Source organism: Commensalibacter sp. Nvir, from assembly GCF_963921845.1.
GTDB lineage: Bacteria > Pseudomonadota > Alphaproteobacteria > Acetobacterales > Acetobacteraceae > Commensalibacter.
In genome coordinates this window covers 1-25,018 of record NZ_CAWUGZ010000130.1, presented here as the reverse complement: position 1 = coordinate 25,018, position 25,018 = coordinate 1, and the positions used below count along the sequence as shown (strand labels likewise).

The 25,018-nt window shown below is 39.5% G+C and carries 24 protein-coding genes; 5 read left to right on the top strand and 19 right to left on the bottom strand.

The window, feature by feature from the left end; translation table 11 throughout:
- Nucleotides 1–91: 91 nt before the first annotated feature.
- From dprA to gltX, 5 genes are read right to left on the bottom strand one after another with little or no spacing between them, the layout of a single operon-like run.
- Entirely contained in the window at nt 92–1,261 is a 1,170-nt protein-coding gene (dprA, locus tag AABE15_RS08195) for a DNA-processing protein DprA (protein WP_338330804.1), read from the bottom strand.
- Nucleotides 1,254–1,919 carry a glycerol-3-phosphate 1-O-acyltransferase PlsY gene (gene plsY, locus AABE15_RS08190; RefSeq protein ID WP_338330803.1) on the bottom strand — a complete coding sequence of 222 codons (666 nt, stop codon included), beginning with the start codon at nt 1,917–1,919 and terminating at the stop codon, nt 1,254–1,256. Before plsY ends, dprA begins: the two co-directional genes overlap by 8 nt.
- The gene (locus AABE15_RS08185; RefSeq protein WP_338330802.1) at nt 1,919–3,211 is read right to left on the bottom strand and encodes a dihydroorotase; all 1,293 of its coding nucleotides are present in this window, start codon (nt 3,209–3,211) and stop codon (nt 1,919–1,921) included. The genes plsY and AABE15_RS08185 overlap by 1 nt, the downstream gene beginning before the upstream one ends.
- Nucleotides 3,208–4,143, bottom strand: a complete 936-nt coding sequence (locus tag AABE15_RS08180; protein WP_338330801.1) for an aspartate carbamoyltransferase catalytic subunit — start codon at nt 4,141–4,143, stop codon at nt 3,208–3,210. Before AABE15_RS08180 ends, AABE15_RS08185 begins: the two co-directional genes overlap by 4 nt.
- Entirely contained in the window at nt 4,136–5,539 is a 1,404-nt protein-coding gene (gene gltX, locus AABE15_RS08175; RefSeq protein WP_338330800.1) for a glutamate--tRNA ligase, read from the bottom strand. Before gltX ends, AABE15_RS08180 begins: the two co-directional genes overlap by 8 nt.
- Before the next feature lie 377 nt (nt 5,540–5,916).
- Between gltX and AABE15_RS08170 the strand changes: the two genes are divergently transcribed.
- Together AABE15_RS08170 and AABE15_RS08165 are read left to right on the top strand one after the other, a co-directional pair.
- Nucleotides 5,917–6,786, top strand: coding sequence for a sugar phosphate isomerase/epimerase (locus AABE15_RS08170; protein WP_338330799.1), 870 nt, complete (start codon nt 5,917–5,919; stop codon nt 6,784–6,786).
- 751 nt (nt 6,787–7,537) lie between these two features.
- Nucleotides 7,538–9,658, top strand: a complete 2,121-nt coding sequence (locus AABE15_RS08165) for a ComEC/Rec2 family competence protein (protein WP_338330798.1) — start codon at nt 7,538–7,540, stop codon at nt 9,656–9,658.
- Here the strand turns inward: AABE15_RS08165 and nth are convergent.
- The 9 genes from nth to hisB are packed head-to-tail and all read right to left on the bottom strand — an operon-like array spanning nt 9,648 to nt 14,839.
- Nucleotides 9,648–10,286, bottom strand: a complete 639-nt coding sequence (nth, locus tag AABE15_RS08160; RefSeq protein WP_338330797.1) for an endonuclease III — start codon at nt 10,284–10,286, stop codon at nt 9,648–9,650. The genes AABE15_RS08165 and nth overlap by 11 nt on opposite strands.
- A gap of 59 nt (nt 10,287–10,345) precedes the next feature.
- Nucleotides 10,346–10,714, bottom strand: coding sequence for a histidine triad nucleotide-binding protein (locus AABE15_RS08155; RefSeq protein WP_338330796.1), 369 nt, complete (start codon nt 10,712–10,714; stop codon nt 10,346–10,348).
- Between the two features lie 33 nt (nt 10,715–10,747).
- Nucleotides 10,748–11,074, bottom strand: a complete 327-nt coding sequence (locus AABE15_RS08150) for a phosphoribosyl-ATP diphosphatase (RefSeq protein WP_338330795.1) — start codon at nt 11,072–11,074, stop codon at nt 10,748–10,750.
- Between the two features lie 35 nt (nt 11,075–11,109).
- Entirely contained in the window at nt 11,110–11,871 is a 762-nt protein-coding gene (gene hisF, locus AABE15_RS08145; protein ID WP_338330794.1) for an imidazole glycerol phosphate synthase subunit HisF, read from the bottom strand.
- Entirely contained in the window at nt 11,865–12,626 is a 762-nt protein-coding gene (gene hisA / locus AABE15_RS08140; protein WP_338330793.1) for a 1-(5-phosphoribosyl)-5-[(5-phosphoribosylamino)methylideneamino]imidazole-4-carboxamide isomerase, read from the bottom strand. The genes hisF and hisA overlap by 7 nt, the downstream gene beginning before the upstream one ends.
- Nucleotides 12,627–12,650: 24 nt before the next feature.
- On the bottom strand, nt 12,651–13,208 hold the full coding sequence (locus AABE15_RS08135) for a GNAT family N-acetyltransferase (protein WP_338330792.1): 558 nt from the start codon (nt 13,206–13,208) through the stop codon (nt 12,651–12,653).
- A gap of 25 nt (nt 13,209–13,233) precedes the next feature.
- Nucleotides 13,234–13,890 (bottom strand): imidazole glycerol phosphate synthase subunit HisH, encoded by a 657-nt coding sequence (gene hisH, locus AABE15_RS08130; RefSeq protein ID WP_338330791.1) that lies wholly within the window; start codon nt 13,888–13,890, stop codon nt 13,234–13,236.
- Complete coding sequence (locus AABE15_RS08125) at nt 13,887–14,249, bottom strand: hypothetical protein (RefSeq protein WP_338330790.1); 363 nt, start codon at nt 14,247–14,249, stop codon at nt 13,887–13,889. The genes hisH and AABE15_RS08125 overlap by 4 nt, the downstream gene beginning before the upstream one ends.
- Nucleotides 14,246–14,839 carry an imidazoleglycerol-phosphate dehydratase HisB gene (hisB, locus tag AABE15_RS08120; protein ID WP_338330789.1) on the bottom strand — a complete coding sequence of 198 codons (594 nt, stop codon included), beginning with the start codon at nt 14,837–14,839 and terminating at the stop codon, nt 14,246–14,248. Before hisB ends, AABE15_RS08125 begins: the two co-directional genes overlap by 4 nt.
- A 751-nt stretch (nt 14,840–15,590) precedes the next feature.
- Here hisB and ubiM point away from each other — a divergent pair.
- Entirely contained in the window at nt 15,591–16,787 is a 1,197-nt protein-coding gene (ubiM, locus tag AABE15_RS08115) for a 5-demethoxyubiquinol-8 5-hydroxylase UbiM (RefSeq protein ID WP_338330788.1), read from the top strand.
- 66 nt (nt 16,788–16,853) lie between these two features.
- On the opposite strand, the gene AABE15_RS08110 is transcribed toward ubiM, so the two are convergent.
- Complete coding sequence (locus AABE15_RS08110) at nt 16,854–19,205, bottom strand: helicase-related protein (RefSeq protein ID WP_338330787.1); 2,352 nt, start codon at nt 19,203–19,205, stop codon at nt 16,854–16,856.
- A 269-nt stretch (nt 19,206–19,474) separates the two neighbouring features.
- On the opposite strand from AABE15_RS08110, the gene AABE15_RS08105 reads away from it, so the two are divergent.
- The gene (locus tag AABE15_RS08105; RefSeq protein ID WP_338330786.1) at nt 19,475–20,305 is read left to right on the top strand and encodes a ferredoxin--NADP reductase; all 831 of its coding nucleotides are present in this window, start codon (nt 19,475–19,477) and stop codon (nt 20,303–20,305) included.
- Nucleotides 20,306–20,310: 5 nt separating this feature from the next.
- On the top strand, nt 20,311–21,702 hold the full coding sequence (gorA, locus tag AABE15_RS08100) for a glutathione-disulfide reductase (RefSeq protein WP_338330839.1): 1,392 nt from the start codon (nt 20,311–20,313) through the stop codon (nt 21,700–21,702).
- A 7-nt stretch (nt 21,703–21,709) separates the two neighbouring features.
- On the opposite strand, the gene AABE15_RS08095 is transcribed toward gorA, so the two are convergent.
- The 4 genes from AABE15_RS08095 to AABE15_RS08080 form a co-directional block, all read right to left on the bottom strand.
- Nucleotides 21,710–22,117: a hypothetical protein gene (locus tag AABE15_RS08095; RefSeq protein ID WP_338330785.1), complete on the bottom strand. Its 408-nt coding sequence runs from the start codon at nt 22,115–22,117 to the stop codon at nt 21,710–21,712.
- Between the two features lie 88 nt (nt 22,118–22,205).
- Nucleotides 22,206–22,859: a methionine ABC transporter permease gene (locus AABE15_RS08090; RefSeq protein WP_338330838.1), complete on the bottom strand. Its 654-nt coding sequence runs from the start codon at nt 22,857–22,859 to the stop codon at nt 22,206–22,208.
- A 40-nt stretch (nt 22,860–22,899) separates the two neighbouring features.
- Nucleotides 22,900–23,964 (bottom strand): ATP-binding cassette domain-containing protein, encoded by a 1,065-nt coding sequence (locus AABE15_RS08085; protein ID WP_338330784.1) that lies wholly within the window; start codon nt 23,962–23,964, stop codon nt 22,900–22,902.
- Between the two features lie 37 nt (nt 23,965–24,001).
- Nucleotides 24,002–24,814: a MetQ/NlpA family ABC transporter substrate-binding protein gene (locus AABE15_RS08080; protein WP_338330783.1), complete on the bottom strand. Its 813-nt coding sequence runs from the start codon at nt 24,812–24,814 to the stop codon at nt 24,002–24,004.
- Between the last annotated feature and the right edge of the window lie 204 nt (nt 24,815–25,018).

Here is a 25,018-nt window from a genome sequence, read left to right as displayed (position 1 = left end):
GTTTATTGATTAAGAAGCAACCTAAATTTCAAAAATTATTAGGTTTGGGACAGGCTAGGCCAGTGGGTTGGATACGCAGTTTTAAGAAAATTTATATAAACTTCAAAACGTAACCATTTTGTTGATAAAGTATCTTGCTATTAATTTCAAGTAAAGTCACACAACTAAGAATTTTTGAAGCTGGGAATGGAGCATTCCTAAGGATAGTATCGATTGAAACGGGGGTTGTCGAAAGCAAAGACAAGATATAATCTTCAATAGATAAATGGTGTGTATCCTTGTTTAGAATTTGTTTAGATGATGCACTGAAAAGATCTTTAGAGGGTTTGGTTTTATTCTGAAGTGCAAGTTTCTGACTGTTGAGGAAACTATTGTTCAATGAAAATTCAGGGATTTCCGACAAAACATCCAATGCTTCTTCAGTTAAAATAGCACCTGAACGTATTAAATTATTGCTTCCCTTACAGCGTGGATCGAGAGGAGAGCCAGGGACAGCAAATATGGGTTTATGATAATCCAATGCCAGTTTGCTGGTTATTAAACTACCTGAGTTGAGTGCTGCTTCAATGACGACACATCCATGACATAGACCCGCAATTAATCTATTTCTTCGTGGAAAGTGCGTGGCTTGGGGTTGTGCGCCAAAAGGGAATTCGGTAACCACAACCCCCTGTTCAGCAATTTTGTTTTGTAACTTTGTATGTTCATGAGGATAGGCGATATTAATACCACAGGCTATCGCAGCAATTGTAAATCCCGTATAGAGTGCGCCTTTATGGGCTGCCTGATCAATACCTCTGGCCAATCCAGAAGTGATGCCAATTCCATAGGAAGATAATTCTGTGGCTAAGTTTTGGGCAATTTGAACACCATGAAGCGAAGCATTTCTAGCCCCCACAATAACAATGTTTTTTTTATCAAGATACTGTTTGTTGCCTAAAACGGTTAGAATAGGGGGTGGGTCATAAATATGACTCAGTAATTTTGGATAGTCGTCAAAGCCATAGAGGATAAATTGCGCGTTAGCGTTAAAAGTATTTTCAATTTCTCTAAGAATAGAAGCGGTTGTAGGAATGTTAAATTTTTTAGAACGATCTTTTTTTAAATTTAGAGAAGAAAGTGCCCTCAATGCTTGTTCAGGATTTTTGTAGGTGTTTAAAAGTTGGCGATATCGTATTGCCCCTATATTTTCAGTCCTTGCCAAGGTTAAATAAGAAATAAGTTCGGAAACAGGGATTTCGTTTGTAGATCGTTTATCCATTTGGAAGGTGTATCTTCCTTTTATCATCTCCAATGTGGGGTTCACTTCCACGAATTAAACGAAAAATATTTTGTCGGTGTCGCCATACAATTAATATACTAATCGTAAGCGATGAAAACAAAAGAGTGGATTTAAAATGGAGTTGATGGGTAACCAATACCAACACTGGCCACGCACTAAACGCGCTCAGAGCACCTACAGAAGAAATTTTAGAAATTTTAGCAGCGATAAGCCAAATGAAACAACAACTTATACCGGCCAGAGGTGTCAAGACTAAACTTGCCCCTAGGCCTGTTGCTACCCCTTTGCCCCCTTTAAAACTCAACCAAAGCGGATAGCAATGGCCAATAACGACGAAAATTGATGCGATGGACATGGCTGCCTTAGGCGAAACCATACCAAAAATAAAAGCGAAACCAACAGCAAATGCCCCTTTTAACATATCGAGAAAAAGCGTTAGCGCTGCTAATTTTTTTTTTCCTGTTCTTAACACATTGGTAGCGCCTATATTTCCTGAACCTACTTTTCGTATATCGTCAATCCCTCCTAACCGACTTACCAGCATGCCAAAAGGAATACTTCCTATTAAATAAGCTATTAAGCCAATTCCAAGCATAAGTGGCCAAGCAAAAGAAGGAATTTGCCAAATATGCTCCATTATAATATTTCCCTAAAAAACGTTTTGCGTCCCCGTTTCCATGTGCCTAATACAACGCCAGGCAAAATCCTGTTATCAAAAGGTGTATTTTGAGCTAAACCTGGTAGGTGTCCTGCAACCACTTGCCACGTTGCAGTCGGGTCAAATAAGCATAAATCAGCATCAGCTCCTTTCGCAAGGGTGCCACAAGGTTGTCCAAGTAAATGTGAGGGTCTATACGTTAGGAATGAAATGGCTTCCATCAACGATAAGGTGCCATCTTTGACTCGGGTCAGTGTGACGCTAAGCAGGGTAACCAAACCTGTTCCTCCTGCTGCGGCTTCTGCAAAGGGCAGTCGCTTGTCATCCACATCCCTTGGAAAATGGTCAGAAGCAATCGCATCAATAGTTTTGTCTGCTAAAGCCTGGCAAACGGCTATTCTGTCCGCTTCTGAACGTAAAGGGGGGGACAATTTGGCGTAGGTTCGAAAATCTCCAATAGCATCCTCATTGAGGTCAAAATAGACAGGGGCTGTATCACATGAAATGAGAAGGCCTTTTTCTTTCGCTTGACGTATTAACTCAAGTCCTTCCGCTGTTGAAACGTGACCAAAATGCAAACGACATTTTGTTATTTCTGCTAGTTTCAGATCCCTTGCAATCATAATGGCTTCTGCGGCTGCAGGAATAGAAGGTAACCCTAATCGTGTGGATAATTCACCTTGTGTTGCACTTCCTTTATAAGCAAGGGCAGGATCTTCAGGATGTTGTACAATAAGGCAATCGTAGCCATGTGCATAGGACATGGTTTGCATCATAAGTCGTGTGTCTGCCAATGCCTTGTTGCCATCCGTAAAGGCTATGGCGCCTGCCTCTTTCAACAAGCCAATTTCTGCCATTTCTTTACCCTCGCAACCGACGGTTAGCGCACCGTAGGGTAAAATAGTTACCGACCGTGTATGATCGCCTTTTGTTTTTAATAAAGTAACCAGCGCCGGGTTATCAATGGCAGGCATACTGTTAGGCAATATTGCCAACGTAGTTATTCCCCCTGCCGCTGCCGCCGAAGCAGCGGTATTTATGGTTTCCCGGTATTCAAAGCCAGGTTCACCAACGGTAACGCGCATGTCAACCAAACCTGGGCATAATACGCATTCTTGACCGTTAATAATATCGCATTCGTCGGGTTTACCTTCTGCATTGGGTAAATCCGTACCGACAATCTTTCCTTCTTGAACCAATAAACGACCGAGTTGATCTATATTTGATTTGGGATCAATTAATCTTACGTTTTCGAACAATAAGGGTTTCATGGTTGTGCCTTTATGTGAGAGAATTTTTCCAACACTGCCATTCGTACGGCCACACCCATTTCAACTTGTTCTTGAATAACGCTTTGATAAGGGTCATCGGCAACATGACTATCAATTTCGACGCCACGGTTTAAAGGGCCAGGGTGCATAACCAATGCCCCAGGTTTGGCCATGTTTAGGCGTCTTCTATCCAAACCGTAAAAGCGAAAATATTCTCTTGAGCTAGGAACCAGTCCAGCACGCATACGTTCTTTTTGCATACGCAGCATCATGATAACGTCGACATTTTCAACCCCTTCATCCATAGAATAGTAAATAGAGGCCCCCATTTTTTCAATGGCTTTGGGTAATAAGGTGGGCGGACCAATCAGGCGTACTTTACATCCCATAGTGTTAAGGAGCAAAATATTGGAACGAGCGACACGGCTATGGAGAATGTCCCCGCAGATGGCCACGGTTAATCCAGATAACTTGCCGTAATGCCTTCGGATAGTTAAAGCATCCAATAAAGCTTGGGTGGGATGTTCGTGCGTACCGTCCCCAGCGTTAATAACGCTGGCATCTACTTTTTGAGCAAGAAGGGCAGGTGCACCAGAATGAGCATGCCGAATAACCAATAAATCAGCCCGCATAGCGTTTAAGGTATAGGCAGTATCTAAAAGAGTTTCCCCTTTACTGACCGAAGACGTTGAAACGGACATATTGATGACGTCCGCCCCTAATCGTTTTCCTGCAAGTTCAAACGACGTTCGGGTTCGTGTACTATTTTCGAAAAAAAGAGTAATTAACGTACGCTCTCGAAGTAACGTTCGCGGTGTTTTGCGCGAACGATTGAGAAGCGCATAGTTCTCAGCGCGATCCAACAACATCCCTATATGATGAGAAGATAACCCTTCTATTCCCAAAAAATGTTGTCCAAAAGGACTATCCATTGATTGCTGCTCCTAGTCGTTTTAAGACCTCATCTTTTCCTAAAGCGACCAGCGTATCGTCAATACCCGGGGATATTGTACTTCCTGTAACGGCCGCTCGTAGGGGTTGAGCGATTTTTCCTAATTTTATCTGTTCTTGTTCAGCAAATTGACGAAGGAGTGTATCAATTGCTTCCTTAGAAAATTCTGGTAAAGCTATGATTTTTTCACTAAGTTTTCTTAACAAAGCACGATTTTCTTCGGTGAGTAATTTTTGTGCTTTTTCCGTGAACGAAAGAGGGACTGAGGAAAACAAAAATTTAGAATTTTCAGCAAGTTCCTTCAAATTTTTAGCACGCTCTTTCAAAGCGGGCATCAAGACGCTTAATCTTGTTTTCATTTCTTCATTAAATACAATAGAATCTTGTTGTGAAATTCTATGAATAACTTCATTAACCAATCGAACATTATCAGCCTGTCTTAGCCAATAGCCATTAATATACGCTAACTTCGTGTAATCCATTCTGGAAGGGGAACGTCCAACGCCATCCAAATCAAAAAGTTTAATTTGTTCTTCACGATTTAAAATTTCATCATCTCCATGTCCCCAACCCAGTCTGAGGAGATAGTTGCATAGGGCTTCAGGAAGATAGCCCTCCTCTTTAAAATCAACGACAGAGCTTGCACCGTGTCGTTTGGAAAGTTTTGCACCATCAGGGCCGTGTATTAAGGGAAGATGAGCAAAAGAGGGAGGTTCCCAGCCAGCTGCTCTATAAATGACCAGTTGTCTAAAACTGTTGGTCAAATGATCATCCCCTCGAATGACATGGGTTATATTCATGTCATGATCGTCACAAACAACAGCGTGTTGGTAAGTTGGGGTTCCGTCTGCTCTCAGAATAATCATATCGTCAAGTTCACTATTGTTAACGGTAACTTTTCCTTGAACCAGGTCGTGTATCGTCGTGCTGCCTTCTCTAGGGGCTTTTATTCGTATGGTATAAGGAGAATTGGGATTAGCTTCCGAAGGATCGCGGTCACGCCAATAGCCATTATACCTTGGAGGTTTTCCTTCGGCTTGTGCGTTTGCCCTCATGTCCGCGAGTTGTTCGGGCGTGCAAAAGCACTTATAGGCTTTACCTGTTTTTAATAAGTGTAAAGCTATGTCTTGGTGCCGTTTGATTCGAGTTGATTGATAAATTGGTGCTTCATCTGGCGTTAAACCTAACCAAGACAGGCCTTCTAAAATAATATCGACGGCATGTTGCGTTGAGCGTTCTCGATCCGTGTCTTCAATTCGTAAAAGAAATTTTCCACCGTGATGTTTGGTAAAAAGATAATTAAAAAGGGCTGCTCGTGCATTGCCGATATGAAGTAACCCTGTTGGACTTGGAGCGAAACGTGTACGAACTGTCATGAACGTCTTTCTTGGAAAGCAATTTTAAACTTTAACGCTATCTTTATTATTAAAGTTGGTTCTGAAAAGTCTAGTAAAATTATTTGTTATTTTTATACCAACCAAATCAATTTTAAATACCCTTTGTTATTTTCAAAAGACAAAAACACTTTTAACGCGATTTATTTAGAGTTTATCCCAATGAATTAAAAAATTTTATTTTTAAATATTTGCTTGGGTTAACATTAATTCCTAATCAAAAACAAAGAAATCTTACGTCAAGATAAGTTGATATCAAAAGGATTATTTACGCATTGATAATAGCTCTAATACTGATTACGAATGTAACTAAGAAAGTTCTTAAACCTTGCCAATGATTTGATAAAAGAGATTAAAGAATGAAATTAGCCTATGACCCTAGTCATTTACGAGATAATACCACCCTCGTAGAAATGATCTATAAAGTAGCCGATCTTGGTTACAAATATATAGAAATGTCCCCTCGAATTGATTTTTGTCCCTTTTATACTTATCCAAAAGTTAATAAAGCGACGCTTCAGACTATGAAAAAAACGCTTGCGGAAACGGGGGTGCAGCTTTCTTCTCTTTTACCCCTTTATTTTTGGTCTGGCCCTGAAGAGGAAAGACGTCAAGCCGCGGTTCGAAACTGGAAACGTGCGATTGAAATTGCAGTTGAGCTTGATGTCGAAGTTATGAATAGCGAATTTTCTGGAACGAAGCTGAAGCCTGCTATTTGTGAAGAAATGTTTATTCGATCCATGGATGAGTTATTACCAATTTTTGAAAAGGAAGGCATTCAACTTAATCTTCAAGCCCATCCGTATGATTTTATCGAAACCAATAAAGGTGCGGTGAATATGATAAAAGGGTTGGATAAACCCTGGATAAAATTGGTGTATTCTACAGCTCATGCTTTTTATTATGATGACGGGGTAGGGGATATTAACGCCCAATTTGATGAGGCAGGGGACTTGATTGACCATGTTCTTTTTGCGGACACGTTTAATCATAAAGCCGCGTTCGGTTTACGCTATATTGTAAATCCCCCAGAGGCTAACGTTACGGTTCATCAGCATCTTAACATCGGGGAAGGTGAGGTTGATTTTAATACTATTTTTAAACGTCTTTATGAAATGAAGTTTGATGGGATTGCGACGAATGCTGTATTTGCGTGGTCCAATAAACCCGAAGAATCATCAAGAGTGATGTTAACCAAACTGAAAGAGGGTTTACATCTTGATTATTGAACGGTTAAACATTACGAATCAATATGAAATTCGTCTGCCTAATTAAGTTTATTTTAGATAAACACTTTTAAGAAACCGTATTCTTGCAAAAATTAAATTAGTAGTAGGGAGAGGTAAATATTTTAAATAAGATTACTTAACGGAATGTGGTTCTAAGCTGGCTATAAAAATTATTAATGTATTTAACAATTTGTATTTAATGCTTCATAGACGCATCGCGGATAAAAGGAAAATATTCTGTCGAAATTCAATCGTTTTTCTTTGCGAGTGATCTACTTCAATTATGAGAAAATGTTTTTGGAGGGATCAATCTTTCAGATCGAATTATATGTATGCTAGAGGAAAAGCGTATGTCTACTTAAGATAATTTTTTAGGTGACCAAACAACTTATCCTTCCTTATAAAAAATGTTCCATTCAAAACTTTAAAAAAAGAATTATGTGTTGGAGGTTTTAACTGACACAGACGTGATGGACAATTTGTCTTTCGTTAATAGTGTTGGATCAATGCATAGGGGAATAAGCTTACTATATTAAATAAGAGCAAAAAAAGTTTTTTTGTAATAATTCAGTTAAAGACAATTAACCCTTAGCAACTATAAAATTTCGTCATAAGCGTATTAAGTTTAAAATTTATTTGTATAGTGTACAAATGGATTTTCTATATTTTAAAAAATCAATAATGTTTATTGAGTATCATTTATTTCTTTTAATAGCGTAAGCGATACGACAAACCTGGCTAAGATACAATTTTGCTTAGTTTTTTTTATAAATTGCGAGCTGAATTCGAAAACAATCGACTGTGGACCCCTGTGTTTTTTTCGATAGGATGCTTAATCTATTTTCTGCCTGTTACAGAACTTCCTTTGTATCCAAGCCTTATCACTCTCGTTGGGTCTATATGCTGTATTTTTTACCTGCGATGGCGTCGTGTAGACGTTTACGTTCTGTATTATCTCTTTTGGGCAGTTTTTTGGATATCTCTAGGGTTTTCATTATCCTGGTACCAATCTTATCGTCACTATCCTTTTTACCAAGTGCCCTTGCACGCCACTCAAATAGAAGGCATTGTTCAAGGGGTTGATTTCTCTCCTTCCGGCAAGAAACGTATTTTCGTTACTTCTGTTAAATTTTTGTTGCCTCCAGAGTCCGATCAAATGGTTTGGCCGCGCAAAATTATATTTACGTTACGAGCAAAGGATCAGCAAAACGTTGATGTTGGTAACCGTATTCGTGCAAAAGTTATGCTGAGACGACCTAGCTCCCCTCAAATAATAGGCGCATACGATCAGCAATTTCATTCTTGGTTTGGAAATGTTGGAGCTTATGGCTACGCCTTACGTCAAATTACGATTATTAACAGCAAAAAATATTATCATTTAAGGTATGTAAGAGAAAAAATTGCTGAAAAAGTTCATCGCGTATTGCCAGGGCGCGAGGGTGACATTGCACAGATATTGTTAACGGGGTTAGGTGGACAGCTCTCTCCGCAAGATCGTCATATATTTTCGGCTTCGGGATTAGCCCATTTGCTCGCTATAGCGGGACTGCATCTTGGAACAGTTATGTTTATCGTTGCTTATACCAGTCGATGGTTGTTGTTAAGGAGTCAATATGCAACCTTGTGCTGGCCTATCAAGCATATTGCGGTTTTATGTGGTTGGTTTGCTGGATGTTTGTATTTGATGCTAACGGGAATGCATATACCCGCCCTGCGCAGTTTGATCATGGCCTCAACAGCGATGGTGGCATTTTTTTATAATCGTTCGTGTTTTTCACGGTATAACCTTATGCTGGCGTCAATGGTTTTGCTGTTGTGGTCCCCTGTCAACGTGTTGGATATATCTTTTCAAATGTCGATGGCGGCAGTTTTGTCGCTTACTTCGGGTTATCGTTATGCGTTGCGTTATTTAAAATCTCATTTTCTTCATGATCAAAAAAAATACCCTTATATTTTTCGCTTTGTCGTCGAACCCGCTTTGATTAGTCTTATTGCAGGTTCTGCGGTTCTACCCATCGTTGCGTTTTATTTTCATGAATTGAATAGTTATTATGTGGTTGCAAATTTAATTGCTGTGCCAATTGCCGTTTTGTGGGTTTTGCCTTTTGGCATAATTGCATTATTGACCATGCCTGTGGGAGGCGATGTTATTTTTTTAAAACTCATGGCGTGGGGTATACACGCTATTATCTTTATTGCTCAGACCGTAGCCAATTTACCTTATGCAAGTTTACCGATTGTACAATTGCCTCATTGGGGGTTAGGGTGTTATTTCTTAGGTCTTTTTTTGTTGTGTGTAGGTGTACTTTCGTTTACGCGTTGGCTGGGTATTGTTTTAATATTTATTAGTTTGTGCTCTTATTTTTTAATTAACCTTCCAGACGCGATTACCACGCCGAACGGTCGTATGATTGGTATTCGACATAAAAAAGACGTGTGGGTTGTTTGCCAAGGTGTATGTAACAAAATGGTTTTGGAACAATGGCGTAAAGCGTTAGGAGTCCAAAAAACAACAGTAATACAGGCTGATAATTCCACGCCCTATTACCATTGTGAAAAAAAATACTGTTATTTTTACGAAGAAAAGATTTTAGTGGTGCGTCAAGCCATCTCTGAAAACGAGGAAAAGAAAACATTATGTTCCAATGTTGTTACGGAGCTTTCTTTTTTATGGGAATTTTCTGAATGTAAAACAAAACATTTTATCAATAAAAAGTCAAATTGGACGAAGGGCGCCCATATATTGTGGTTGAATCCTTACTCTTCTACAGATGATTTGCATAAACGAGGGCAAAGACCGTGGGTAATGGAACCGATTGATCGGGGATCCCCCAATATGCCTATGGCACGCAGTGAATACTTTAGACAGTAAGCTGTTTATGATTATAGTGACATACGTCACGTGTAGGACAGCGCCAACATTCTGGCTTACGAGCCTTGCACGTATACCTGCCATGTAGAATAAGCCAGTGGTGGGAATCGCGTAAATAGTGTTTTGGGATACGCTTTACCAAAGCCATTTCAACTTCCAGAGTGTTTTTACCAGGCGCTAACCCCGTGCGATTGCTAAGACGAAAAATATGTGTATCAACAGCCATGGTATTTTGATGAAAAGCAACATTTAGGACCACATTTGCTGTTTTTCTTCCGACACCTGCGAGCGATTCTAAATCTTGCCTATTATTGGGCACGATGCCGTTAAAATTGTCGATGAGTTGTTGCGACAGTTGGAGAATATGTTTTGCTTTCGCACGCCATAGTCCTATTGAACTGATAAGTTTTTCGAGTGTCTCTAACCCCAACGCCACCATAGCTTGAGGTGTATTGGCTAATTCAAATAGAGTAGGGGTAACTTTGTTCACCGAAGCATCCGTTGCTTGAGCCGACAACACTACGGCGACTAACAAAGTAAAGGGGGAGGTAAAGTAAAGTTCACTTTGAGCATGAGGATGCACGGAAGCTAAAATTTCAATAAATTCTCGAACTTCCTGTAAATTCATTGGTTTTACAGTATCCGTAGCATTGCTTCTTGTGGAAATTTTTGTTAGCGGCAATGGTTTTAGCCTATAATTCCCATAGGTCGTCCACCCATGATATGGAAATGAAAATGAGGAACTTCTTGGCCAGAATTATGTCCTATGTTGCTGGTGATTCGGTAGCCATTTTCTTTTAACCCTAATTTCGCCGCAACCACACCAATCGCTTTGGTAACAGCAACCATTTCTTCGGGTGCAGCCCGTTTAGAAAAATCGGCAAACGAAATGTAAGGATTTTTGGTTATGACCAACGCGTGGACAGGTGCTTTGGGGGCAATATCGTGAAAGGCAAGGGTGAATTCATCTTCATAAATTTTGGAACAAGGAATTTCATTTCTGAGGATTTTTGCAAAAACATTTTGAGTGTCGTAGTATTCTTTAAGGGTAGACATGGTTATTCCTTACATGTAGGAAGAAATTTATCATTATCGAGAAGCTTTTTCCATTATACCACTTATTCCTTCTCGTCGACGAAGTTCGTTCCAAACGTCTTCTGGTTTTACCGCACTATTAACCCACATTACCAGAAGATGATAAAGCACATCAGCACTTTCAGCAATCAATCCTTGTTTATTTTCCGTAGCGGCTTCCAGTAAACATTCTATGGCCTCTTCTCCAAATTTTTGTGCTATTTTCTTTGGCCCTTGGGACAAAAGCTGCGCGGAGTAACTCATAGCTGGATCAGCATTTTTTTTGGATAAAATGGTTTGGTATAATGTCTCTAATATTGTTTCATTTGGATTAAGTTTCATCAGTAGACGTCCATTATAAATTTGACATGGGAAGGTTACCTATCAAGTCGTACAGGAATGTTAGCGTTGAAAAGCGCTTGCTTGACATCACCTATTGAAAATTTACCAAAATGAAAAACACTGGCAGCCAGTAACCCTGTGGCTCCGGTTCGTGCGCCTTCTACAAAATGATGAAGTTCGCCGATCCCGCCGGAGGCAATGACGGGAATGGAAACGGATCGACATACTTTTGTTAAAAGTTCAATATCAAATCCCTTTCCTGTACCGTCTTTATCCATACTGGTTAGCAAAATTTCCCCAGCGCCTCGTTCAGCTATTTGCTTGCACCATTCGATAACATCTATTCCTGTAGGAATACGCCCTCCATGCGTAAAGACTTCCCAAGATCCCCGTTTAGTTGAGCGTGCATCCACTGCGATTACAATGCATTGACTGCCGTATTTTGTTGCAGCTTCGTTGATAAAAGAAGGGTTTTTAACCGCTGCTGAGTTAATGGCACATTTATCTGCACCGGCGAGGAGAAGAGCTCTAATATTGTCAATATTGTGTACGCCACCGCCAACGGTTAAGGGTAAAAATATTTTTTCTGCAGTACGTTGGACCACGTCAAAAAGGGTGTCTCTCTTTTCATAGCTGGCGGTAATATCCAAAAATGTAAGTTCATCGGCCCCTGCTTGGTCATAGAGAATGGCTTGTTCTACGGGATCGCCCGCATCGCGTAAAGAAACAAAGTTAACGCCTTTTACCACACGACCATGTTTTACATCCAGACAAGGTATAATTCTTATTTTCAGCATTTTTCTAGAATTTCTAACGCTTCTTTGACTTGAATTCGACCATCGTAAAGTGCTCTTCCAATAACAACTCCTTCGATACCAGGCTCTTGATTAGCAATCTTACGCAATGTGCGGAGGTGATCCATATGGCCTACCCCACCACTCGCAATAATGGGTATAGAGAGATGATGTGCCAATTGTGCGGTTTGATCAAGATCAAGACCAGATAACATACCGTCTTGATTAATTTCAGTAAATATAATGGCGGCAGCGCCGCTATCTTCCAAACGTTTTGCTAGGTCGAGTGCTTTCATTTCAGAAGTTTTGGCCCAACCTTCGGTTGACACATAGCCTAATTTAGCATCGATGCCAATAACCACTTGTCCTGGAAAAGTTTTACAGGCTTCATAAACCAATTGGGGATTATACACAGCAACGCTGCCAAGAATGATACGGGTTATACCACGCGTTAACCAGAATTCAATGGTATCAAGATCCCGTATTCCTCCACCCAGCTGTATAGGAAGGGTGGTGTGATTGACGATATTTTGCACAGCGTTAATGTTGATGGGTTTTTGAGCAAAAGCGCCATTTAAATCAACGACATGAAGCCATTTAAATCCTAAATTTTGCCACGTTTTTGCTTGTGTTCCAGGATCATCTGAATAGACTGTTGCACGTTCCATAACACCTTGTTGCAATCGTACACATTGCCCTCCTTTTAAATCAATTGCAGGATAAAGCGTCAAAGGATGTAGAGTAGGCGTGGGCATCATTATACTTACTAGCTTTTCGAGAAATTACGAGGGAGGGGTTAAAAAAGATTTATATAACATATAACCTTTAAGAATTTGACCGTTTATTTTTTGATAATAGGGATGGGTCGCCCAGTGCTGGTAGTCATTTTTGATATAGAATTGTAAAAGCTTGGTTTGTGTTTCATTAATTGAAGCGTTAATAATTGGGAAACCAAGTTGCGTAACCGTCTGTTCCATTTTTGTTAACATCTTCCTACCAATTCCCAATCCAGTCGCATAGGGCGCCGTCGCAAAACAATTAATTTCAACTGAAATACACGGCGAATCGTCTTGTTTGGGAGGTAATGTGACTTCACAAAGCCCAACAATGGTACCATCCATACGGCCAATAAATAAACGTTTTTCAGGAATGAGCAAAAGTCCCGTAAAATAACTTTCAATAAGGTGACGTGGTGGCGCTTTGGACCATTTGCAATGATATCCCGCAAGGATTGATGCTTCTAGCGCTTCGCAAATGGAATGCAAATCGTCTTCGTTATCAAAAGAAGCGATATGTTCAATTTGTATCTTCGGTAAGATGTTGCGAGCATTTTTGTTCATAATAAATTTACACTTTACATAGATTTTAAGAAAGTGAGGGTTGCCACAATAAAAAATTACTTATAATTTTCAGACCGACGCTTTGACTTTTTTCAACGTGAAATTGGGTGCCAATTTTGTTGTCTTTGGCAACAATGGCGGGGATATCCATTTCGTAATCGGTGGTTGCCAAGACGTCTTTTTTATTTTCATGGGTTAATGCGTATGAGTGTACGAAATAGGCGTGACTATTGGGTTCCACCCCCTCTAAAATGGGATGACATCCTTTTTTGAAATGAAGTTCATTCCAGCCCATTTGTGGTAAGGGCAAATGTGTTTTCATTTTTCTGACTTCCCCTTCTATCCAACCCAATCCCAAAGTAACATCGTGTTCAAGACCTTTTTCCGCCATAATTTGCATGCCGACGCAGATACCTAGAAAAGGTGTGCCTCTGGAAACAGAATAATTTAACGCCTGATGGATATTTTTCGTTTGGGATATTCCTTGCATGCAATCTTTAAATGCGCCTTGTCCTGGTAAGATAATTTTGTCTGCTTCCATAATATCTTGAGGGTTGTCGCTAATAAGAATATCAACCTTTATGTTTATTTGATGACATGCAAACGCTATAGCCATTTGAGCAGAAGCTAAGTTCCCACCATGATAATCAATAATTACAATTTTTGTAGTAGGATGTTTCATAGATTAAATTTTGGTTTCCATTCAGGATGATGGTCCAAAAGACGCAAAATAGCCGCAGATTTATTTTCAGCGGCAACAAGCGTTCTCATGTTCCAGCCAGACAGTTTTGCTTCCCATTCTTGCAAACTGTGTGCAAAACAACCAAGAATAAAATGGAAAAAAAGAAACACCATAAAAGACGGTTGCAACAAAGAAAAAGCTAGTAACTCTAGCGATACCATAATCAAACCGCAGATCCAGCTTCGGTATAAAAAAAATCCAGTAGGTCCTAAAATAAAAACAAGCCAAGAAAACCCATTAGGAATAAGTTTGAGAGAGTTGCTGCACAAGGCATTTGTATAAACGGTATAAAATTTCACAGCACACCTTTTGTAGAGGGAATATGATGCAGCCTACGAGTATCCAAGGCACTGGCTATTCTAAGTGCTCGTGCCGCTGCTTTGAAGGTAGCCTCGGCGATATGATGGGCGTTTCGACCGCTATGCATAATCGCGTGAAGATTTAGCTGAGCACTCATAACAAACCCGCGAAAAAATTCTTCAAACAATTGGGTATCCATAGAGCCAACCCGAGCGACTGGGAAAGCAATATTCCAATGTAAATAGGCTCGACCAGAAATATCCACCACAACTTCGCAAAGTGTTTCGTCCAACGGTATAGTTGCCTGACCAAACCGGGTTATGCCTTGTTTATTTGCAATTGCTTTATGAAACGCTTGTCCCAAAACAATACCCGTGTCTTCGACGCTGTGATGTCCATCAACGTGCAAATCACCTTTGACGTGCAAATCTATGTCAAAAAGACTGTGCTTGGAAAAAGCGTTGAGCATATGATCAAAGAAACCTATACCGGTATTAATTTGAGATTGACCAGTGCCATCTAGATTTAATGTTAATTGGATATCGGTTTCAGAGGTTTGCCTGTGGAGAGAGGCAGTTCTTTCATTCATAGAATACATATCTTCATTTTAGGCGTATTATACTCCATTAATTCTTATAAGAGGAACTATAAAGCCTAGAAAAAGAAAAAACAATCTATTAAACACATATAGCCTGTAGCAAAAAGAATAGGTCTGATTGTAGTAAAGATTCTTTGTAACCAAAGTTGTTGTCAAATTTATTATATTTGCAGTAACTTAAAAAACTACTGAATTTTTTTGACGAAAACTAGTTCAATGTGGTTTTCATCTTGAGCAATACGTGTATTACATCACAAAGGTGTGGGGTGTTGGCGGTACTTCAAGAAAAACAAAATGGTAAATTATATACATCAAGCGGGTTAGGCCGTATTGTATCCTAGAAAATATGATAGATGGTGTCGTGAATAAAATATTTAAGACATTGCTGACTATTATTTTTTGTGCGAAAAAAAGGTAAAGTGTTTGAATGTTAACTATAAAAAAACCGGTTACGGTAACTAGCTTTTGCTGTTGTTGCTAATAAATTGTAAGGCTTAGGCTGAGTACAACGTTCATTAAAAAAACTCAATATTAATTTATAACACTGAAAAAAGTTTGGATTGCAAGTTTTTTGCCAATTCATAGGATTTTAGGGTATTTTCTTGGAAGGTTCAAATTTATACTCATAGCCTCAATAAAAAACAGTCACTTTGTGTAAAAAAGTGCTAATTCAATTGAGGTTTACCATGTGATGGTATTTAATTCATAGGTCTTAAGAATAGTTCGTATAGATGGGTAAAAAATGCTCAAGTGGTCTGCGATGCGCGATGTAATAATTATTGGTGGGGGACCTGCAGGTCTCAGTGCGGCGCTAACATTTGAAAATCTAGGATTAAAAGTAACCGTTATTGAACCTGCTCAAGAAAAAATTCTGGAAAATCCTCCCTTTGATGGTAGAGAAATAGCCCTCACGCATCATTCTGTAAAATTGATGCAAGCAATGGGCGTTTGGGATCGAATTGATCCTAGGGAAATTTCCATTTTAAAAGAAGCCAGAGTGGAAAATGGTAGTGGAAGCCATCCTTTAACGTTTGATGCGCGCGGCAAAGGCATGTTGGGGTATTTCGTCCCCAATTATCAAATCCGTAAAGCTCTTTTTGAAGAAGTCCAGCATCGTGGAAATATTAAGGTGCTGACCCAAGATCAGTGTAAAAAATTACATTGTCTTATCGATTCTGTTAGGGTTGAACATAAGGGGGATACCCTGCAAGCAGGATTGGCTATTGTAAGTGATGGTCGTTTTTCTAAAACGAGAGAACGTTTAGGTATTGGCTATCATTTGCACGATTTTCGCCGGCATATGATGGTCTGCCGTATGCGACATGAAAAACCTCATCATAACATTGCATTGCAATGGTTTGATAAACACCAAACCCTTGCTATTTTACCTCTGAATGGCAATGTTTCTTCAATTGTTTTGTCTTTACCTCCTGATGAAATGGCAATCGTCAATGCCCTTGATAATGCGTCGTTCAATCGCGAGATGACCAAGCGTCTGGGGGGGCGTTTGGGTCAAACAGAGTTAATTTCTACAAGGCATGTATACCCTTTAAAAACGGTTTTTGCCCATCGATTTGAAACCCGACATACGGCATTGATTGGTGACACAGCCGTTGGAATGCACCCCATCACGGCACATGGATTTAATTTTGCTTTGATTGCACAAGAAATTTTGGCAGATGAAGTAAAAGTGGGCTTGGAACGTGGTGAGAATTTAGGGGCAGCGAAACAATTAAATTTATTTGAAAAAAAATTGAGGATAAAAACTTTACCCTTGTTCACGCTTACGAATGCGATAGCAACGTTGTATACAAGAGAAGAAAAAGGAATATGGCAATTACGACGTGCGGGGTTAAACGCAGTCAATTTTATTAAGCCATTAAAAAGTATAGTAATTGACGCGTTGCTTGATAAGCATGCCGATTCCTCGGTTAAGTAGTGTTTGTTCAAACGCGTATTTATAAGATTATAATACTAAACGGGTTAAGAGTATTTAAGATACGTTTTACAATTCGACTTTACGGCGTTGTTCTTTTAATACAGCCTCTATCCATTCGTTAAGTTTTCGAGTTGCCTCTTCTGCTGCTTTAAGATCAGGATATACCTCTGGAAATCTTAACGAGAGCCATCTCCAAGCAATTAAACGTTTATGTCTTTTTTCTGCACGTTCAAGCTCTTGTCTTGAGGCTTTGCTGGGTTGCGGTAACCTCCCAGGATTGAGAGCGTTTATTGTTTTACCGGCCGCATGATCCGCCGCCCAACGAACGATACGTTGTATGCCGTTATCTCGGTCATCAACAGGACAGACGGAATAGGTCCAGCGATCTCTTAAGCTTAATCCTTGTACCCCTTCTAAGGCAGAGGCTATGGCAAACGTTTCATTCATTTTGGCAAGTCTATAATTTGGATCATCATTTCTTAGCACAGCACGTTTTAAACGGGTCAACACACCATAAAGGCTGTCAGAGTCTATTTCACTGGCGATGGCTTCTACAATATCAATATCGGGTTGTACCAAAGGACGTAAGTCGTCTTGTTTTTCAGCTGGTGCGTTAAGTTGTTTGTGAAGAATACTAGGATCGCCCGCACCAGCCAGTAACCCTACGGTGCCTGTTTCGTGTATGCCGTAACGACCTGCTCGTCCACCAATTTGTTTAATTTCTTGAGCAGTCAAAGCTCTTTGTTGTGTACCATCAAATTTAAATAAAGTACTAAAAATTACTTTTTTTATCGACAGGTTAAGCCCCATACCAATGGCATCGGTTGCCACAAGAATTTCAGCCTCGCCATCGTTAAAGCGTTTTGCTTCGGCGCGTCGGACTTCTGGGCTTAAGGCACCATAAATAACCGCGACTTTGCGTCCTTTTTGGTGTAAAAGAGCACGTAAATCGAGGACGTCTCTTCTGGAAAAGGCAATAAGAGCATCCCCAGCGTGTAATTTTGATAAAGGAATGGGAGAGCTAGCGGTTTGTAATTTACTTTTACGATTTAAAACTATTTCTTCGCAGGGATCTTCGCAAAGTTTAGCAATATTTTTTACCATCGGTACACAGTCGGGAGACCCTAAAACGAAAACTTTTCTAGCAGGAACGCCCATAATGGCAGCGGTCCATGCTGCACCACGATCAGGATCGTTAAGCATTTGTGCTTCATCAATTAACGCCACATCCACTGGGGAGGTTAACGGGCACATCTCAACAGTAGCCGCTAGAAATTGGCTGTTTGGAACAATTATACGTTCTTCTCCTGTCTTTAAGGTTGCTTGAATACCTCTTTCCCCTAAAGCTTCTTTAAATTCATGCGCAAGCAAGCGAAGGGGGGCTAAGGCAATACCGCTTTCACTTTCAGACATGGCTTGAAGGGCTGTATAAGATTTCCCACTATTTGTAGGGCCGGTTACCAGTATGATTTGTCTTTTTAAACTTCGGGCTGTGATAAAATGGGCGGCATAACGATCCATTGCTGCAACGTTAGCAATCACTTTATTTTTTACTTTTAAATCACCTAGATTAATATATGAGTTTGTTTTCTTTTTAGAGGAGGTTGTTTCGCGCCATTGACTGATCTGAGGTTGTAGCGTTTTAATTTGATGCGGATCAAATTTCCAAATATCTTTATCATTTTTTCGTATACGCTGCGCAACAGGTATTTTATTTTCGGCAATCCACTTTAAAATTTCTTTGGGAGAACAACGCAACAAAACCGGTAACTCTTTAAAGGTGATAAGAGAAGCTTCCCATTTTTTTTGCTTTAAAATTTCTGCGTGTTTGCGATCCTTTGCCGCTTGGTGAATACGATAATCTTTTTCTTTTTGCTTTTTTTCTTCTGAAAGATTTGCATTAATAAAACGAGATGCCTCTGTTTCTTTAAGCCCAAAGGCTCTAGCAATATCCTGAGATAAAATGTTAATCTGTTCTAATGATAAAGAATTTGGATTATTATCGATGAAATCAAAATATAAATTTTGGTAACATGTTTGAGGGGTGGTACCTAATTTGTGAAAACGGAGCGATAAAGCTTTTTGCAAGTTTTTTAATAATATTTCGTCCGTTGGATCTGGCTGATGGATAAAAGAAACTGCCCACGAAATGTCTTCGGATTGTATCCAAGGCTTATGCGTTTTTTTAGAAATTTCATTTAATCTTTTTGCCCATTGTTTTCGTCGCACCGTGCAAAGCAGACGAATAAACTGTGTAGATTGAATCGTAGGGGATTCAGGGGATAAATTTCTGGATAGTAACGTGATAAGTCGAGTTTCCTCTTGTGCAGTTAGGGTAACAGAGGTCTCAATTTTGGCTTGTTGCAAAGCGTGTTCAGCGAGAGAAAGATTCATAAGATGTGAAAGTATTCGTTTCATTAAAAAGCAAAGGTGGTATAAAGCTGCATTCTATAGAATGTAAACGCTGTATACGTCTATGCATTGATTTTGTTTATATTCTATGACCAACCCATATATTTTGTTCGATCGACAATTCTATAGTTGGATAGTTATAGGTTTTGGGTATGTTACTTATATAATCATTATATTTAATTTATAATAGAGTTTTTTTAAATAAATAGGTTACATAATTAATCACTGAGCAAGTATTGTTGAATAAATTTAAAGTTTTAGGAGACTAATTCATAATGTCAGCCCCTGTAGTCGTTGATACTTCTTATCGTCTAACACCACCAACCAAAGAATATAGCCATCTTAATGCCGAAAAAGTATTAACGGTTCATCATTGGACGGATCGTTTGTTTTCATTTACTTGTACAAGAACTTCCAGTTTAAGATTTGAAAATGGCCAATTCTGCATGATCGGCATTGAAGTTGATGGTAAACCGCTTTTGCGAGCTTACAGTATTGCCAGTGCCAATTATGAAGAGCATCTTGAATTTTTATCCATTAAAGTACCCGATGGGCCTTTAACCTCTCGTTTGTGTCATATGAGAGAAGGGGATATTGTTTTGGTTGGTCGCAAACCTACAGGAACCCTAGTCCTATCCAATTTAAAACCAGGAAGAAATTTATATTTCTTTTCAACAGGTACAGGGTTAGCCCCCTTTATGAGTCTTATTCATGATCCTGAAGTTTATGAAAATTATGAAAAAGTAATTCTGACCCATACGGTTCGCATCAAACCTGAGTTGGCCTATCATCGATACATTTCTGAGGAACTTCCCAAAAATGAATTGTTAGGTGAAGACGTTTCCAATAAGCTGATTTATTATCCTACTGTAACCAGAGAGAAATTTTCCGTTCAAGGTCGTATCACGACGTTGATTGAAAATGAAAAATTATTTAACGATATACATTTGCCTGTTATGGATCCAGAATTGGATAGGGCAATGATTTGTGGCTCACCTGAAATGTTAAAAGATACCAAAACAATTTTAGAGCATCGAGGCTTTATCGAGGGCAGTGGCTCCAGTCCAGGATCATTTGTCATTGAGAAAGCATTTGCGGAGCAATAATGAACATGGTTTATGATTATGATTTGCTAGTGATTGGTGCAGGTTCAGGGGGCGTCCGTTGTGCGCGAATAGCGGCTGAACAGGGGGCCAAAGTTGCTATTGTTGAAAAACAGCATTGGGGAGGAACATGCGTAAATATTGGCTGTGTTCCCAAAAAATTGATGATGATGGCAAGTGGTTTCGGCGATGAGGCAAAACTTAGTCAAGGGTTTGGCTGGTCTAATCAAAGAGGCGAACACCATTGGAAAGCGCTTATTGAAGCAAAAAATAATGAAGTAGAGCGTTTAAATCAAGTTTACCTTTCGACGCTTCGTAAAGCAGGCGTACATATTTACACAGGCTCCGCCTCTTTCAAAGATCCACATACGCTTCAAATTTGTAAAAGTTCACTTTCTCCTGAGTATTTTGAAACAAAATGCGTTTCTTCCGAAAGGATTGTGATTGCAACGGGTTCCTTACCCACTTTACCTGATATTGAAGGCAACACGTTAGGCATTACGTCCGATCAAGCTTTTTACCTTTCTGAGCGTCCCAAACGCGTTCTTATTGTCGGAGCTGGCTATATTGGTATTGAATTTTCAGGTATTTTTAAAGGGTTAGGTTCTACCGTCGATTTAGTCTATCGACAAAAATTACCGCTGCGTGGATTTGACGAAGATTTAAGGCAAGCATTGTACGATGGCATCACTCAAAGAGGCATTACGCAACACAACGAGTGTAAACCCCTTAACGTGTTAAAACGAGCAGATAAATATATAGTGCACCTTGATAATGGTAAAAAAATCGAAACAGATTGTGTTTTTTTTGCCACGGGCAGACATCCTAACAGTAAGGGGTTAAACCTTTCAACTGTTGGTGTGAATCTTTCTTCAAAAGGTCAAATTTTTGTCAATAACGAATTTGAAACCAATGTTCCTCATATTTACGCAATTGGCGATGTAATTGATAAAATTAATCTTACTCCTGTTGCTATTGCTCAAGGACATGCGTTGGCTGAACGTTTATTTGCGGGTTCCCAAAGGCATAATGCGTATGCCATGACACCAAAAGCGGTGTTTTTCTATCCTCCTTTATCCAGCACGGGCCTTACCGAAGAAGAGGCAGTAAAAGAAGGCGAAATTGAAATTTATCAAACTCAATTTACACCGATGCGTTTCGCGTTTAGTTCATCTAAGTTTAAAACATTTATTAAAATGATTGTAGATAAGAAAACGCAAAAAGTGATTGGTTTGCATATAATGGGAATAGACGCTCCAGAAATGATGCAAGGTTTTGCGGTTGCTATAGCGGCTGGTTTAACGAAATATGGTTTTGACCAAACCATTGGTATTCATCCCTCATCGGCAGAGGAATTGGTTAGTCTAAGACAAATCACCAGAGTAGCTAAAAAAGTTTAAGGGGAAATTACCTAGGGGTCAGCCAACTGTTACCTGTTGAATCCCCTACTTGACCACTTCCTAGCGGGCCGCTCTCTCTATAAGCGGTTCCGTATCTCGAAAGATTAGCACCACTGACAGGATCTTTGCTCTCGGATAACCCTCTTTGGTGATCTGGATCTGGCCCTTTGTTTAGGTTCATAGAGGGAGCATACGTATACCCGGGTGGGGGAGTTCGGTGACCTCGTACGGTAATGCTTTCGCCATTTCCCTGGGCGGGTTGTGTGGGTTGAAACTGTGTTGATGGGTTTTGAAAACCGGACGATAGCGTTGTAGAATTATTTGAATTGTCTACGACATTTTGCGCACAAACGTGCACAAATAAAAAAGGTGCCAGTGCACATAAGCTGTATAAGCTTAGTTTATATTGATTCATTTTTTTATCCTCTACCCTAGGGTATAGTATGAAGATGATTTTTTATTTAATCAAGAAGGCAATTTTTGGTTATAGGGGACGCATTTTATTAACGATGGTTGAAACGTTTTGACAACGTGTCACCACACCATTGAATGGCAGAAATCATAATGACTAATAAGACAATAACAATCGTCATAATATCAGATCGAAACTGTTGATAACCATATTGTATGGCATAATGCCCTAATCCCCCTGCACCAATGGTCCCTGCCATAGCAGAAATTCCTATGATAAGAATAATTGTGACCGTAAATCCTGAAATGAGACCAGGCAATGCCTCGGGCAGTAATACTTCTTTAATAATTGTTAAACGTCCTCCCCCCATAGCTTTTACAGCCTCAATTAAACCTTGATCAACTTCACGCAGCGATACTTCTGCAATACGAGTAAAATACGGTATAGTTGCAATGGACAAAGGAACGATTGCTGCCTCGGTTCCGATTGCAGAACCAACTAAAAATCGTGTTACAGGGATTAAAGCCACCAAGAGAATAATGAATGGTACAGAACGAAAAATGTTAATGATGACACTTACAAATCGATTGATCAACGGTGCGGGACATAATCCATCAGGCGAAGTCAATACAATAAATAAAGCAATGGGTAATCCGCCTAGTAGTGTGACTATACCACACGCCACAGTCATTTCAATCGTTTGCCACGTAGAGCAATAAAGCTGATCCAGTTGATAAGGTGAGATGTTCGTGATTTGACTGAGGGTGGCATTGAGATGATTTATATTAGAGAGAAACATAACCTAAACTTTCGACGGTTTCGACACCTAAGGCAATAAAAGCTTTCATAGCTTGTGTATGATGATGGGCCGACACCGCTAGGAACATGGTTCCAATGGGGGTTTCCCTTATATGCGAAATTCTGCCTTCCAGTAAAATAACAGAAATGGAAAATTCTTTTTGTATATTGGCAATAAGAGGTTCACGAATAACGTCCCCTAACATGGTGACATGGATAATGGCGTAATCATTTGGCTCGGCTTTTTGATGAATATGATTAAGAATAGTGGCTGGCAACGTGGGCTGTTCTTCGCTTAGGAGTTGCTTAGTAACCTCGCTTTTGGGTTTAGCAAAAATTTGCGTTACAGGTCCCTCTTCAATAATTTTACCTTTTTGAAGAACAATCACCCGATCCGCCAAAAGTCGAATTACACTCATTTCATGGGTAATAAGCACAATAGTCAAATTAAATTGCTTATTAATTTTAATAAGCAAATCTACGATTGAACGTGTGGTTTCGGGATCAAGCGCAGACGTTGCTTCATCGCATAACAACAACGCAGGATTTGCAGCCAAAGCACGTGCAATACCTACGCGTTGCTTTTGTCCCCCTGAAAGTTGTGCAGGATAAGCGTATGCTTTGTCTGGCAACCCGACCAGTTCAAGAAGTTCTTGGGCCCTTGCAAGTCTTTTTCTTTTATAAACACCAGATATTTTCAAGGGTAAGGCAATGTTATCAATAATGGTTTTCGAGCTGATTAAATTAAAGTGCTGAAAAATTAAACCAATCCGTTGTCTTAAAGGCAAAAGCTCGTTGCGAGGTAAACTGGCAATATCGTTCCCTTCGATTTTTACTTTACCAGAATCAGGTTTTTCTAAACCTGCCAAACATCGCAAAAGTGTGGTTTTTCCTGCGCCTGAGTGGCCAATGATGCCCATGATCTCGCCTTTTTTTACATGGAAAGAAAGGTTTGACAACGCAACATGACCGCTAAAATTTCGATAAACTTCTTCAAATTCAACGACAGGTAGGTCGGAAGGTTCTTTGACCGCAGAAGTGTATGGACGCATAATGATAATAATTTTCCTTGGAAATACCTTTGGTTAATCACCAGGCCGGCAAAATAGCACCTTTGAATTTATCCGTCATTGCTTTTTTTACTGCATCGGATTGAAAACTTTCTACAAGCAATTTCATTTCGGGAAGATGGGCATCTTCTTGACGAACAACGAGGATGTTTGCATAAGGATTATTTTCTTTGCCTTCTTGGATAAGAACGCTGCTAGGGTCAATGCCTGCGGGTAGTAAATAATTAGTGTTAATAGCCGTCATGGTTAAATCATCCAACGCTCTGGCTAATTGCGATCCATCGAGCTCTACAAACTGGAAATGATGAGGATTGTCTATAATATCGCCCAGACTGGGTAGAGCCGGTGCATTTTTATTCAAAGCGATTAAATGATTTTTAGCGAGTACGTTTAGCGCGCGTCCTTGATTAGAAGGATCATTAGGAACACCTATTTTAGCGTTATTAGGTAAATCCTGTATTTTTTTAATTTTGTTCGAATAAAAACCCATCGGCTCAATCCATGTTTTGCCTAGAACCGCTAGCTTGTATCCACGCGCTTTGATTTGTGCATTTAAAAATTGCAAGGTTTGAAAAGCATTGGCGTCAATATCTTTACCTACCAAGGCTTCGTTGGGTAAGTTATAATCGTCAAAATTAACCAATTGAACATCAATCCCTTTAGTTTTTGCGATGTTTTTGGCAATAATGGCAAGTTCTTCTTCTGGTCCAGATACCACACCAACCTTAAGTGTTTTCATCGTTTCGGCATAAGAAAATGATGATCCAAAGTAACAAAATGAAAATACAAAGGCGCTGACGAATAGTGCTCGACGAGAAAATTTCGAAACCATTGAACTCATCCTTGATATGAAAATGAAAATTGTTAGTAGTTTATATTTTTTTAGTATTTTGTATAGAGAAAAACGTAGACGCTTGTTTCTTAATCAAATTAAGTTTTAACCGATTAAAACACAAAGAATGATAAGCAAAGCTTGAATAAACTTTTACTAGAGAATTGGTTAAAGTTGTTTATTTTTATTTAAAAAAGATTATAT

What these genes read in the sequence shown, in the direction of transcription:
- AABE15_RS08150 (WP_338330795.1), bottom strand. Translation starts at nt 11,074, where the DNA reads ATGAAACTTAATCCAAATGAAACAATATTAGAGACATTATACCAAACC.
- gltX (WP_338330800.1), bottom strand. Translation starts at nt 5,539, where the DNA reads ATGACAGTTCGTACACGTTTCGCTCCAAGTCCAACAGGGTTACTTCAT.
- plsY (WP_338330803.1), bottom strand. Translation starts at nt 1,919, where the DNA reads ATGGAGCATATTTGGCAAATTCCTTCTTTTGCTTGGCCACTTATGCTT.
- AABE15_RS08155 (WP_338330796.1), bottom strand. Translation starts at nt 10,714, where the DNA reads ATGTCTACCCTTAAAGAATACTACGACACTCAAAATGTTTTTGCAAAA.
- ubiM (WP_338330788.1), top strand. Translation starts at nt 15,591, where the DNA reads ATGCTCAAGTGGTCTGCGATGCGCGATGTAATAATTATTGGTGGGGGA.
- AABE15_RS08180 (WP_338330801.1), bottom strand. Translation starts at nt 4,143, where the DNA reads ATGGATAGTCCTTTTGGACAACATTTTTTGGGAATAGAAGGGTTATCT.
- hisF (WP_338330794.1), bottom strand. Translation starts at nt 11,871, where the DNA reads ATGCTGAAAATAAGAATTATACCTTGTCTGGATGTAAAACATGGTCGT.
- AABE15_RS08095 (WP_338330785.1), bottom strand. Translation starts at nt 22,117, where the DNA reads ATGAATCAATATAAACTAAGCTTATACAGCTTATGTGCACTGGCACCT.
- AABE15_RS08110 (WP_338330787.1), bottom strand. Translation starts at nt 19,205, where the DNA reads ATGAAACGAATACTTTCACATCTTATGAATCTTTCTCTCGCTGAACAC.
- nth (WP_338330797.1), bottom strand. Translation starts at nt 10,286, where the DNA reads ATGAATTTACAGGAAGTTCGAGAATTTATTGAAATTTTAGCTTCCGTG.
- AABE15_RS08170 (WP_338330799.1), top strand. Translation starts at nt 5,917, where the DNA reads ATGAAATTAGCCTATGACCCTAGTCATTTACGAGATAATACCACCCTC.
- gorA (WP_338330839.1), top strand. Translation starts at nt 20,311, where the DNA reads ATGGTTTATGATTATGATTTGCTAGTGATTGGTGCAGGTTCAGGGGGC.
- AABE15_RS08135 (WP_338330792.1), bottom strand. Translation starts at nt 13,208, where the DNA reads ATGAACAAAAATGCTCGCAACATCTTACCGAAGATACAAATTGAACAT.
- AABE15_RS08085 (WP_338330784.1), bottom strand. Translation starts at nt 23,964, where the DNA reads ATGCGTCCATACACTTCTGCGGTCAAAGAACCTTCCGACCTACCTGTC.
- AABE15_RS08185 (WP_338330802.1), bottom strand. Translation starts at nt 3,211, where the DNA reads ATGAAACCCTTATTGTTCGAAAACGTAAGATTAATTGATCCCAAATCA.
- dprA (WP_338330804.1), bottom strand. Translation starts at nt 1,261, where the DNA reads ATGGATAAACGATCTACAAACGAAATCCCTGTTTCCGAACTTATTTCT.
- hisB (WP_338330789.1), bottom strand. Translation starts at nt 14,839, where the DNA reads ATGAATGAAAGAACTGCCTCTCTCCACAGGCAAACCTCTGAAACCGAT.
- hisA (WP_338330793.1), bottom strand. Translation starts at nt 12,626, where the DNA reads ATGATGCCCACGCCTACTCTACATCCTTTGACGCTTTATCCTGCAATT.
- AABE15_RS08105 (WP_338330786.1), top strand. Translation starts at nt 19,475, where the DNA reads ATGTCAGCCCCTGTAGTCGTTGATACTTCTTATCGTCTAACACCACCA.
- hisH (WP_338330791.1), bottom strand. Translation starts at nt 13,890, where the DNA reads ATGAAACATCCTACTACAAAAATTGTAATTATTGATTATCATGGTGGG.
- AABE15_RS08080 (WP_338330783.1), bottom strand. Translation starts at nt 24,814, where the DNA reads ATGGTTTCGAAATTTTCTCGTCGAGCACTATTCGTCAGCGCCTTTGTA.